The sequence below is a fragment of the Sphingobacteriaceae bacterium genome, assembly GCA_002319075.1.
GTDB lineage: Bacteria > Bacteroidota > Bacteroidia > B-17B0 > Aurantibacillaceae > Aurantibacillus.
Genome location: NVQB01000001.1, coordinates 2,303,123 through 2,315,163, shown reverse-complemented (window position 1 = coordinate 2,315,163; position 12,041 = coordinate 2,303,123). Strand labels below are relative to the sequence as shown.

Below are 12,041 nucleotides of genomic sequence, written 5' to 3'. Positions count from 1 at the left end.
TAATCTCAACTTTTCAGAAAAAAAGTTTTGCAAAGCGCTTGCTAAGTTTAATGGCAGGCTTATCAAAGAGCTGCGTTAAAACGCCGGCTGTTACAGTTATTACAGCAAAAGATCCTACCCCTGTAATTAATAGATTCAAGCCATTATTATAGTGTTTCGTAAGCCAAGAATAAAGTACAGGACTTATACTAAGGAGCAGTAAAAAATGTATTAGGTAGAACATAAAGGAAATTTCTCCAAGAAATAAAAACACTTTTCCTGACAAAATTCTCTGGACAAAATCAGAGTATAAAAGAAAACAAAAAAGGAAGATAACCCCAATAAGATAACTTATTATGTGCGGATAGACTTCAAAAAAGGAAATAGGAGCATAGACAGAATTAGCTGCAGCGTTTTGGTATCCGGTGAAAGGGTAAGATCCAAAATAAAGACCAAGGAGTAAGCATAAAAAATGGACAAAAGGATTAGCTAAAACCACCCTAAATTTTTCAGAGTTTACTTCGAGTTTCGCTAATAACATTCCTGCTACAAAAGCCACACTATAGTATTCCTGCAGAATTATAAACAGAACAAAGAGGACGCCTGCAATAAGTTTTACAGAGTGTTTTGTATTATGAAGAAGCATCAAAAGCGCCAGTACAACAAATGAATTTACAAGCTCTGTGGGCATTGTCCACAATACCTGATAGTAGCGCGAATTGCCGCGAAAACAATTGACGAGCGCTTCTTTTACAACATTAAAAAAATGAAGACTATTCGGTAACAAACTTTTTATCCAATCGGATGTTAGTTGGTTTGCGGGAATTAGATCTTTGCGTATAAAAAAGAAATGGTGGAAGAGGTAAACGAGAATTAGCACCGGAAGGACGGGAAGGGCCAGCCTAATGTAGCGCTTTAACAGACTCTTCTGTAAAAAGCTGAGATCAGGATTTATAAAATAATTTCGGGTTTGAACGTAACCACTTAATAAAAAGAAAAAGTGAATTGCCATACCGGGATTAAAAAAAACATTAACCGGGGTAAGGGCCATAATTTTATAAAAGGAAAATGGTCCGGAATTTTGAAAATTCTGGTAGGTTCCACCAAAGATCATCTCGGGACAAAAGGCATAAAAATAATGATGTACAAAAACGATTATTGCCAATACGCCGCGCAAACCATCGAGGTAACGAATTCTGTCAGTCATTAAATCAAATATAATAATACTCAGTGCTTTCGCAAACTAAATCCAGGCATAGAAAATAAAAAATCCTCACCGTTGGGTAATGAGGACTTTTCGTTTTATTGTATGTTTTGTTGGGTTTATTTTAACCTAAATAGGCTTTGAGTAAACGGCTGCGGGAGCCATGTTTTAAGCGGCGCACGGCTTTTTCTTTAATCTGGCGCACGCGCTCACGAGTCAATTGAAATTTTTCACCGATCTCTTCTAAAGAGTGAGCATGTTTTCCCGCTAAACCAAAAAACAATTTTACTACATCGGCTTCTCTTTCGGTAAGGGTATTTAGAGCTCTGAAAATTTCCAGTTGTAAACTTTCTGTTAAGAGTAATCTATCAGGATTTTGCGAAGCTTCATTTTGCATGAGATCGTAAAGGCTGCCTCCATCTTCGTTAGAACTGCTTAAAGGAGCGTCCATACTCATGTGACGGCTTTGATTACGCATCGTATCACGAATATCCTGTGGCAACATATCCAACACATCGCTTAACTCGTTATAACTCGGTTCGCGCTCTAAATCTTGTTCAAGCTTAGACATGGTTTTGTTGATTTTGTTGATAGCGCCGATTTTATTTAAGGGCAAGCGTACAATACGACTTTGTTCTGCCAAAGCCTGTAAAATACTTTGGCGAATCCACCAAACGGCATAGGAGATAAATTTAAATCCTCTTGTTTCATCGAAACGCTGAGCCGCTTTAATTAAACCGAAATTTCCCTCGTTAATTAGATCTGGCAAACTCAAACCTTGGTTTTGATATTGTTTGCTTACCGAAACAACAAAGCGCAAATTTGCTTTTACAAGCTTATCCAAAGCTTTTTGGTCCCCGGCTCTGATTTTTTGAGCTAAAACAACTTCGTCCTGGGCCGTGATTAATTCAACGCGTCCAATGTCCTGCAAATACATGTCTAATGACGCTGTTTCGCGGTTAGTGATCTGTTTGGTAATTTTTAACTGTCTCATAAATTTAGCTGAATAGAACTGGGGGTTTGTATTACATACGATAACAGAAGGCAGAACGTTGGGTGAAATTTTACTATAATTTGTAAATGATACCTTTTTACCTATGAAAGGCCACTTTGACTGAGTAAACGAACAATTAACCGCAACCTAAATCATTAAACCAGCGAGCAATTGTGGATGTTTAAAACTATTTTTTACGAGATAGATAGTACAAGGTATATTTCAGGTTAAATGGAACTTAGCCAAAAGACCACCTTAATTTGCCCTCTTTGCAGAACTGAAAATAATGCCCGTTTCGCAGGATTGAAATTAAACGGCCAGCAAGGGCTTTTTCCTAAAAGGGATTATACTAATGCCGCAAAAGTTTATTGTTGTTTTAAGTGTGGACTTTACTTTAATTATCCGGCGCCTGTAAATCAAAAGGAGATTTTTGATGAGGATGACTCTTTAGTGAAATTTACCCTGCTAGATCCCGAACGTTTAAAAGCAGAGGCCGGATGCAAGGATATTCTTGACTTTTTAGAAAACACTGCCCGTATGGCAAAAGGGTCAAAACTACTGGATATGGGTTCAGGGACTGGAATAACGGCTTATGCGCTAAGGGAAGCTGGTTATAAGGTGTATGCGGTGGAACCCAAGAAGGAACTCTTTGATTTTTCGGTTGAGAATGGCTTTACTGACCGCGATAAGTCTAGCCACGCTTCGTTTGAAACAACGGCATTTGTTGCCGAGTCATTCGACTTTATTTTTTTAGAGCCACTGAATCACTTTAAAAATCCTGATGCGGCCATTCAAAAAACTTTACAATGGCTTAAACCGGGTGGTTACTTGCATCTGGAGGTTACAAACAGCAGATGGCTCTACAAAATAGCACTCGCTTTTCTATATAGAATTACTTTCAGAAAGCACGTGCCTTACACCTCGGCTCTTCGTAAACCTTTCACTTGTTGCGAGTATTCGGCCTTATCGTTTAAAGTGTATGCTAAAATGACTAATTTGAATCTTTGTGTTCTTGAAAGTTATCCCTGCAATACTTTTATTTCCAATAAATTTTTGTCAAGGCTAATGAGCTTTTATATGAAGCTTTCTAAACAAGGCATGGAACTTAGCATTGTTTTACAAAAAAAAGAGTTTACCTAATATGTAAAACTATTTTATGTAATTACTGCGATATTTCCGAATTTTAGGCGAATGTTAAAGAGATTGTACATAAGTAATTTTGCACTTATTAATGAAATGGATGTTGTTTTTCCAGGTAGCCTAACGGTTATTACCGGTGAAACAGGAGCAGGAAAGTCAATTTTCCTTGAGGCTTTGGGGCTGGCGCTTGGCAAAAGGGCAGATCTCGCTGCCTTAAAAAATAAAACCAAAAAATGTATTGTAGAAGCTGAATTTGAGGCTAAAGAACTCGATCTGGCATCTTTCTTCGAAGAGAACGATCTGGATCCCGAGCCTACAATTATTTTAAGACGCGAAATAAGTGTGGATGGAAAATCACGAAGTTTTTTAAATGATTCTGTTGTTAGTTTAGCAGCGTTAAAAAATTTATCTGAAAAATTAATTGACATCCATTCACAGCATCAAACACTTTTATTAAACCAAGGCAACTTTCAATTAGAGGTTCTGGATGCCTTCGCTGGAAGTTTGGGTTTATTTAAAGAATATAAAACAGAATATACAAAGCTAAACAGACTGACAAGTTCCCTGAAATCTTTATTAGATCAGGAAGCGCAAGCAAGAAAAGAACTTGACTACTTCCAGTTTTTGTTCGATGAATTAGAGCAGGTGGAAATTGTTCCGGGGCAATTACATGCATTGGAAGAGGAAAGCACATCTTTAGAAAATGCTGAAACAATAAAAGGGAATTTGTTACAAGCAGCTACAGCTATTAGCGGAGGCGATGCCAATGTGTTAAGCGCATTAAGCAGTGTAAAAAATGCTATTCAAAGCATTTCTAAATACGGAAAAAATTACGCTGAGTTTTATGAGCGCGTTAATTCGGTATACATCGAATTAAAAGAATTAGCAGGGGATCTCGAAGATTCGGAGGGGCAGGTACACTTCGATAATTCGAAACTCGAGGAGGTTAACTCTAAAATGGACAAGATGAATCGTTTGCTTAAAAAGCATGCGGTAACAACAGAGGAAGATCTTGTTAAAATAAAAACAGAAATAGAAGAGAAGCTTAGCCAGTTTGGGTCGTTGGAAAATGAGATTGAAAAAAATAAAAAGGAAATTGTAAAGTTAACAGCTGGATGTACAAAAATTGCAAAGGAATTAACGCAGCTTAGAACTAGAGCGACCCTTGGTATTGAAAAGCAGGTTAAGGAAATTCTCACAGACTTGTCGATGGAGAACGCAAATTTTAAAATTGAATTAAGTCAGCAAACAGAGATTGGTTCAACCGGATTTGACCAGGTTAAGTTTTTGTTCTCGGCAAATAAAGGCGGGCATCTTGACGAGTTGCACAAAGTAGCAAGTGGTGGAGAGCTTTCGCGCTTGATGCTAAGTTTAAAAGCCTTGCTGGCTACTAAAAAGCAATTACCCACTATTATTTTTGACGAGATTGATACCGGTGTTAGCGGCGATGTTGCAGACAAAATAGGAAACATCTTATTAAAAATGGGCGGTACCATGCAGGTTATTACGATAACACACCTTCCACAAATGGCAAGCAAAGGTCAGCATCATTTATTCGTTTATAAAAAAGACGATGAAGACAAGACGGTTTCTTATATTAAACAACTCAGCAAAGAGGATCGTGTTATTGAAATAGCAAAAATGCTAAGTACAAGTAATCCTACGCAATCAGCATTAAAAAACGCGAAGGAATTACTCAGCCTCCATTAAAAATCTTTACATTTGACGGTAAATTTAAGGTCACACAAATCTTAAATGAATGTTACTTGTTTTCCTATGCTGAAAAAGATCTTTAATTTTTTACCGGCTTTCGTTATTACCCTGGCAAAGCTTTTTCTGCTTGAGTTTTTTACATTATCATTATTCAGACTCGTTTTTTATTATTGTTTTAAAACTATTGATAGTTCACAAACAAACGGTTTTATTATTCTTAAAGCCTTCAGAATGGGCTTTGAATTTGACATGGTGGTAACGACTTATGCTTTGTTGCTTCCAGCCTTATTGTTGGCTCTAAATGATTTTTTGTTTAAACGCACTATGTGGATTCATAAAATAAGTTTTTGGATCACTATTCTATTTTTATGGCTTTATGCTTTTGTTTCGATTGCCGATTTGCCCTATTACAATCAGTTTAGCAGCCATCTAAACCGTCAGGCTTTTTTGTGGGCCGACTCACCATCTTTTGTTTTTGGATTAATTTTCGGAAACATTTCTTATTACGGATACCTGTTTCTTTTTATTATTCTGGCAATTATTCTTTACAAACTGGTAAAAAGAATTTATGCAGATCATCTTATTCGTTTACAGAATTATCCGCAGGGCATTCTAAAAAAAATCAGTGCTGTAATTTTGTTGGTGCCTTTTTTAATTATCGGCGCACGTGGACGCACATCCAGTAAAAGCACAACACACGAGGGATTGGCAATTGTAAGTGACAACCTTTTTATTAACCAGGTGGCCCTAAACGCTAACTTTACTTTGTTTCGTTCTTTATTTTTTCAGAAAATAAAAAATTACAAAGTCCCTGAAGATATTGATAAGAGTATTGCATTTGCAAGAACCTATTTTGGAATAAATGAGCCGTATCAACGTTCAATAGATCGTATTCAAAAAAGCGATTCAGCTTTTAAGCCCTACAATGTAGTTATAGTTTGTATGGAGAGTATGAGTTCCTATAAAATGGGTATAAATAATTATGAAGTACTGACGCCTAATTTTAATAAGCTGATTAAAGAGTCACTTTATTTTGACCGGTTTTTTTCTTCCGGTATTCACACATTCAATGGATTGTTCTCCACCTGTTCGGGATATCCAGGGATGTTAACCGAACATGCTCTGAGACGTTATACAAAAAAACCATTCACAACTTTAGGCAATTTGCTTCTACAAAAGAATTACCAAACCTATTTTTATAGCACGCACGATCCTCACTTCGACAACATGGAAGGGTTTTTTACGCAGAACGGATACAAGGAAACGTATAGTGCGTTTGATCTTCCTAAAGAAAAAACAATAAGTGTTACCGGTGTTGCAGACCATGAGATCTATAATTTGTTTATAAAAAACATGAGCAATTCAGATCCATCGAAACCTTTTCTTGGTTTTATTATGACAGGTTCGGATCATGGTCCATGGCAAATCCCGAAAGATATTCCATTTAAGCCCGACGCCGATACAGAAGAAAAACGTTCAACACAATATGCCGACTGGGCGGTTGGTGAGTTCATTAAAAATTCAAAAAAAGAAAGTTGGTTTAGCAATACCTTATTTGTGTTTTTAGGAGATCATGGTTATTCCATTGGTGGAACCTATGAAATGCCTTTAAGTTACAATCATGTTCCACTGGTGTTATATAAGCCCAACACATTAAAAGCCGACACTAATCATAATTTAGGGTACCAACCGGATGTACTTAGCACTGTAGCAGGTATTTTAAACCTCTCTTTTACGAACCGCAGTTTTGGAGAAGACATTCGTAAAGTAAAACATCCCTTCGTTTATTTTACAGCTGACGATAAAATTGGTTGTATTAGCGATGATGGATATTTTTTTTACAATCTGATCACTCAAAAAACGAAGCGACTAAAAAAGTACGATCATCTCAATCAAGAAGATTTTTACGAAAAAAACAAATCTCGCGCTGATAGTCTGGAAAAGGGAGCTTTGCAGATGCTTGACGCGGCAGAATATTTTATAAGGAAAGAGTACTTTTCTTATTGAAAAACTGATTTTGAAATGAGTGGCAATAGGAGATTATTATGTGCGGAGAATCATCTTTTTAGAGTGATAATGTTATATTTGTAGTATTAAAAAAAACTTATGGCTTATAATTTATTAAAAGGAAAACGCGGGATTATTACAGGGGCATTGGATGAAAATTCGATAGCCTGGAAAGTAGCTTTACGCGCACACGAAGAAGGTGCAACTTTTGTATTAACAAACGCGCCTATTGCTATGCGCATGGGTGAGATAAATAAATTAGCGGAACAAACAGGGTCTAAAATTATTCCTGCAGATGCTACCAGCGTTGAAGATCTTACAAAACTTTATACCGAATCGATGGAACACCTTGGTGGTAAAATTGATTTTGTACTTCACTCCATAGGTATGAGCGTAAACATTCGTAAAAACATTCCTTATACAGAATTAAACTACGATTTTTATCAAAAAGGGATTGACGTTTCGGCACTAACATTACATAAAATGCTAGCTGTGGCGCATAAATTAGACGCATTAAATCAACATGCTTCGGTTGTAGCACTTACGTATATAGCAGCTCAAAAAGTATATCCGTTCTACACAGATATGGCCGATATTAAAGCTATGTTAGAAAGCATTGCCCGTACGTTTGGTTACCATTACGGAAAACACAAACAAGTGCGTATTAATACAGTTTCACAGTCTCCCACCAAAACTACTGCGGGTGGCGGAATTAAAGGGTTTACGGACTTTTTTGACTTCGCAGAAATGCAATCTCCATTAGGAAATGCAAGTGCAGAGGATTGTGCGAACTATTGCGTAACTTTATTCAGCGACTTAACCAGAATGGTTACAATGCAGAATCTGTATCATGATGGTGGTTATTCGTCAACAGGCGTTAGCTCAGAGCAATTGACCAAATAAGAGTTCAGAATTTATATTTTTAAAAGGCAGATTTATTCTGCCTTTTTCTTTTTTTATAAGTCCCCAGCCCGTACTTTTACAAAAAATTTCACGATGTCTATTTTATCCGTTTCGAACGAGAAGCCTGTTAAGATTACAGTTTATGTTACTACTATAGCAATTTGCGCGGTGGTTACAATTTTAAATCAAAAATGGATTCCGCACCCGGATGTATTTCCTGATTTTATTTACAAGTTACCTGCTCTGAATGCTCTGTTAAATGGTTCATGCAGTATTCTTTTACTTTTTTCGCTTTGGGCCATCAAAAAGAGAAATATCGAATTACATAAAAAATTAAATCTTACTGCTTTTGTATTAAGCGCATTGTTTTTAATAAGCTATGTAACGGCACATTATTTTATTCCGGATACCAAGTATGGAGATGTTAATCATGATGGTGTTATGGAAGCGGCCGAAAGTGCAGCTGTGAGCGGTATAAAGCCACTGTACGTGGTAATACTTCTGACGCATATCTTCTTAGCAATTGTTGTTTTACCAATGGTTCTTTTGTCTTTTTATTACGGCCTTACAGATCAACGTGAGAAACATAAAAAGCTGACAAGGTTCAGCTATCCTATTTGGTTGTATGTTACGGTGACAGGAGTAGTGGTTTACCTCATGATTTCCCCTTACTACAATTATTAGCAAAGGCCTGGCGGTCTTTAAAATAAAATGTTACTTTAGTAAGGTTTGATTGTTACATGAAACCCGTAATGAAAATCGTTTTATTTTTTTTGGTTTGCCTGGCGCCCTCTTTTCTTTTTGCGCAGCAGGAACGAGCTATTGATAGTCTTGAGAAGGTCTTAAAATCGTCGGCCAACGATACAAACAAAGTACTGCTTCTAAATACTATCGGAGTTAAATACCAGAATGCTGCTAAACATGATGAGGCGCTGGACTACGCCAACAAAGCACTGAAGCTTGCCGAGGAATTAAAGTATCAAAGAGGTATTGCGGATGTTTACAACGATATGGCAAATACCTTTTATCTGAAAGGAAATTATCAAAAGGCCATAGAATGTCATCTCCTTGCAATAAAAATCAGGAAAGATCAAAATCACCAAAAGAAATTAGGAAAAAGTTACAATAACCTTGGCGCTTGCTACGAGCGCATTGGAGACTATAAAAAAGCCATTGAATGCCACTTTCTTTCATTAAAAATTAAAGAAAGTCTTCACGATAGTATTGGCATTTTAAAAGCTTACAATAATGTTGGCAATTTAAACCTCTCTCTAAAAAATTACCCTAAGGCTCTTGAATATTACACTTTGTCGCTCGATATGGCGAAGAAGATTAACGATGAAGGACAGATAGCAATGACCCTGGATAATATTGCCAGCGTGCATGACGAGACGGGTGAATACCAAAAAGCTCTTGAGTATGAATTAGAGTCTCAGAAAATGGCGTTTAAATTGAACGACCGCTATATGATAGGCGTTAATTACACTAACCTTGCCGGCATTTACGATAATCTTGAAAAATATGATTTAAGCAGGGACAACTATTTAAAGGCTTTAAAAGTGTGGGAGGTCGATGGAAATGAAGACGGCATTGCCAGCATTTGTATCAACCTTGGACAATATTATTATAAGATAGCAAAAGACTATAAAACCGCCGCCAGTTACCTCGAGAGAAGTCTTAACTATACACAGCACAAGAGCATATTAGGTGATACTTACATTTCTTTATCGGAGCTTTATGAAGCTATTGGAAATTATAAGGAAGCTAGACGTTACTCCGTTTTGTATATAGCTAATCAACGCGAGCTTTACAGTGAAAACCTTATTCAACAAACGGCAGAAATACAAACCAAGTATGAAACCGAAAAAAAGGAAAAAGAAAATCTTGAGTTAAAAAGAAAAAATCAGGTACAGGAATTACTTATAAAAACTGAAACTCAGAAAAGACGGACACAATTGATCATCGCTTTTTCGATTGTCATTTTTTTACTTTTGCTGGGTTATTTTATTTATTACCGCAGGAAGAAAAAAGAAGAAGCCGTTCTGGCAGCAGAGCTTGCCAAACAGGAAAAAATACGTTTTAGAGCTATTATAGAAGCAGAAGAAAAGGAGCGTTCGCGTATTGCACAGGATTTACACGATGGAATAGGACAGATGCTGGCAGCTTCAAAAATGCATGTAAGTGCCCTGCAGAGTATGGTAGGTGAAAAAGAAAAGCAGTTTGCAAAAAAAGCAATGGATATTTTGAATGACGCTTACACCGAAGTACGCCATATTTCTCATAACATGATGCCTGATGCTCTTATGCGTTTAGGTCTTATTCCGGCTATTCGTGATCTTGTAGGCAACATCAATGCTGCAAAAGTACTGACTATTGATTTTTCAACAAACGTAGAGACATCTCTCGGCAAATCGATGGATATTACCATTTACAGAATTGTGCAGGAGGTTTTGAACAACATGATAAAACATGCTCAGGCAGATCATATCATTATGGAGATTGAAAAAAATGGCGCAAATTTAAACATAAGTATTAGCGATAACGGTGTGGGATTTGATACAAACTTAATAAACGAAAGTAAAGGAATTGGCTGGAAGAGTATCTATTCAAGGGTTTCTATGCTCGATGGAACCATTAAACTGGATTCTATTCTTAAGGAAGGAACTATCGTTTATATTAATCTGAAATTAAAAGAAGAGTAGTGCCGATGAGAAACAATCAGCACCATACTCTTCTCTGGCTACCCGTGCTCATTTTTTTGTTTGCTTCCTGTAATGACCGTGCTAAGAAAAAAGCAGTTGAAATAAACTGGAGTGAAGATATTGCCCCACTAGTTTTTAAAAATTGCACTCCTTGTCATCGTCCGGGCGAAAGCGGGCCCTTTAATCTACTCAGCTATTCAGACGCGGTAAAAAAAGCAAAATTGATAAAATTCGTTACCCAGAGTGGCTACATGCCTCCATGGCCAGCAGATGCGAGCTACTCTCATTTTATCGGAGAAAAAGTTCTTTTAGCTGAAGAAAAAGAATTAATTAAAGATTGGGTAGATAATAATTTACAACGCGGCGATAGTCTAAAAGAACCGAAAGCCCCTGAATTTTATAAAGGTTCTTATTTTGGAAAGCCTGATTTGGTCATCTATCCGCAAAAGGCCGTCTCTGTTAAAGGAAATGGCAGCGATGTTTTTTTAATCATGAAGTATCCTTACCAGATCGAAAAAGATACGCTCATTGATTTTGTAGAGTTTGTGCCGGATCAAAGAAAATTAATTCATCATGTGAATGGCCATCTGATTAGTTATGATGAAGGGCGGAAATTTAATTACATGTCGGGAGAATCAATACATACAGATACCCGCTCACAGTTGAATGATGTATACAGGGCCATGCATATTCCTTACATAGACGGGAGACAATCTGAATTTCCAACACTTACACCTAACACCGTTTATTATTTACCGGGCTATATTCCGCCCGCATATCCTAAAGAAGTGGGAGGTTATCGCTTTAAGAAGAATGGGGCGTTTTTATTAAACAACGTTCATTATGGCCCGAGCAATAAAGATTTAACCGATAGCAGCCATATAAATGTTTTTTATCGTAGAGCGCCATTAGAACGTCGTGTCAGCGAAACGCAACTCGGAACATTCGGAGTTTCAAAGATCGAACCCGAATTTATAATTCCTCCAAATGAAATAAAAACATTTCATACCAGCATGACATTGTCTTCCACAATCTCCATGTTATCTGTAAACCCTCACATGCACCTGGTAGGAAAAAAATTCTGGGCTTTTGCTTTAAAACAAAACGGAGACACAATCCCGATCATAAAAATAAATAAGTGGGACTTTCGCTGGCAATACTATTATACTTTTAAAAACCCTTTAAAACTCGAAGCAGGAACTACCGTTCATGTTTTTGGAACTTACGACAACACCAATAAAAATCCTGAAAATCCTTATCATCCGCCAAGAACTATTACTCAAGGCAACGGGGTAGAGAGCATGAAAACTACGGAAGAAATGTTCCAGTTTATTTTTACTTACATGACTTATAGGGAGGGCGATGAGAAAATTGATTTGGAGCGGAAGTAGATCATTGA

Annotated in this window: 9 protein-coding genes; 7 read left to right on the top strand and 2 right to left on the bottom strand. The window is 37.0% G+C overall.

The genetic code is table 11. From position 1 onward, the window contains the following. Positions 1 to 13 precede the first annotated feature (13 nt). Both CNR22_10110 and CNR22_10105 read right to left on the bottom strand, forming a co-directional pair. Positions 14 to 1,186, bottom strand: a complete 1,173-nt coding sequence (locus CNR22_10110; protein PBQ32109.1) for a hypothetical protein — start codon at positions 1,184 to 1,186, stop codon at positions 14 to 16. A gap of 121 nt (positions 1,187 to 1,307) precedes the next feature. Next, positions 1,308 to 2,177 (bottom strand): RNA polymerase subunit sigma, encoded by an 870-nt coding sequence (locus CNR22_10105; protein PBQ32108.1) that lies wholly within the window; start codon positions 2,175 to 2,177, stop codon positions 1,308 to 1,310. Positions 2,178 to 2,408: 231 nt separating this feature from the next. Between CNR22_10105 and CNR22_10100 the strand changes: the two genes are divergently transcribed. The 7 genes from CNR22_10100 (at position 2,409) to CNR22_10070 (ending at position 12,033) form a co-directional block, all read left to right on the top strand. After that, positions 2,409 to 3,317, top strand: coding sequence for a hypothetical protein (locus CNR22_10100; protein ID PBQ32107.1), 909 nt, complete (start codon positions 2,409 to 2,411; stop codon positions 3,315 to 3,317). 51 nt (positions 3,318 to 3,368) lie between these two features. Beyond that, complete coding sequence (recN, locus tag CNR22_10095; protein PBQ32106.1) at positions 3,369 to 5,027, top strand: DNA repair protein RecN; 1,659 nt, start codon at positions 3,369 to 3,371, stop codon at positions 5,025 to 5,027. Positions 5,028 to 5,072: 45 nt separating this feature from the next. Next, positions 5,073 to 7,037: a hypothetical protein gene (locus CNR22_10090; GenBank protein ID PBQ32105.1), complete on the top strand. Its 1,965-nt coding sequence runs from the start codon at positions 5,073 to 5,075 to the stop codon at positions 7,035 to 7,037. A 99-nt stretch (positions 7,038 to 7,136) separates the two neighbouring features. Then, the gene (locus tag CNR22_10085) at positions 7,137 to 7,940 is read left to right on the top strand and encodes an enoyl-ACP reductase (GenBank protein ID PBQ32104.1); all 804 of its coding nucleotides are present in this window, start codon (positions 7,137 to 7,139) and stop codon (positions 7,938 to 7,940) included. 93 nt (positions 7,941 to 8,033) lie between these two features. Then, complete coding sequence (locus CNR22_10080) at positions 8,034 to 8,624, top strand: hypothetical protein (GenBank protein ID PBQ32103.1); 591 nt, start codon at positions 8,034 to 8,036, stop codon at positions 8,622 to 8,624. A gap of 56 nt (positions 8,625 to 8,680) precedes the next feature. Further along, entirely contained in the window at positions 8,681 to 10,642 is a 1,962-nt protein-coding gene (locus CNR22_10075; protein ID PBQ32102.1) for a hypothetical protein, read from the top strand. A gap of 5 nt (positions 10,643 to 10,647) precedes the next feature. Then, positions 10,648 to 12,033 carry a hypothetical protein gene (locus CNR22_10070; protein PBQ32101.1) on the top strand — a complete coding sequence of 462 codons (1,386 nt, stop codon included), beginning with the start codon at positions 10,648 to 10,650 and terminating at the stop codon, positions 12,031 to 12,033. Positions 12,034 to 12,041: the final 8 nt, after the last annotated feature.

What these genes read in the sequence shown, in the direction of transcription:
- CNR22_10110 (PBQ32109.1), bottom strand. Translation starts at nt 1,186, where the DNA reads ATGACTGACAGAATTCGTTACCTCGATGGTTTGCGCGGCGTATTGGCA.
- CNR22_10105 (PBQ32108.1), bottom strand. Translation starts at nt 2,177, where the DNA reads ATGAGACAGTTAAAAATTACCAAACAGATCACTAACCGCGAAACAGCG.
- CNR22_10100 (PBQ32107.1), top strand. Translation starts at nt 2,409, where the DNA reads ATGGAACTTAGCCAAAAGACCACCTTAATTTGCCCTCTTTGCAGAACT.
- recN (PBQ32106.1), top strand. Translation starts at nt 3,369, where the DNA reads ATGTTAAAGAGATTGTACATAAGTAATTTTGCACTTATTAATGAAATG.
- CNR22_10090 (PBQ32105.1), top strand. Translation starts at nt 5,073, where the DNA reads ATGAATGTTACTTGTTTTCCTATGCTGAAAAAGATCTTTAATTTTTTA.
- CNR22_10085 (PBQ32104.1), top strand. Translation starts at nt 7,137, where the DNA reads ATGGCTTATAATTTATTAAAAGGAAAACGCGGGATTATTACAGGGGCA.
- CNR22_10080 (PBQ32103.1), top strand. Translation starts at nt 8,034, where the DNA reads ATGTCTATTTTATCCGTTTCGAACGAGAAGCCTGTTAAGATTACAGTT.
- CNR22_10075 (PBQ32102.1), top strand. Translation starts at nt 8,681, where the DNA reads ATGAAACCCGTAATGAAAATCGTTTTATTTTTTTTGGTTTGCCTGGCG.
- CNR22_10070 (PBQ32101.1), top strand. Translation starts at nt 10,648, where the DNA reads ATGAGAAACAATCAGCACCATACTCTTCTCTGGCTACCCGTGCTCATT.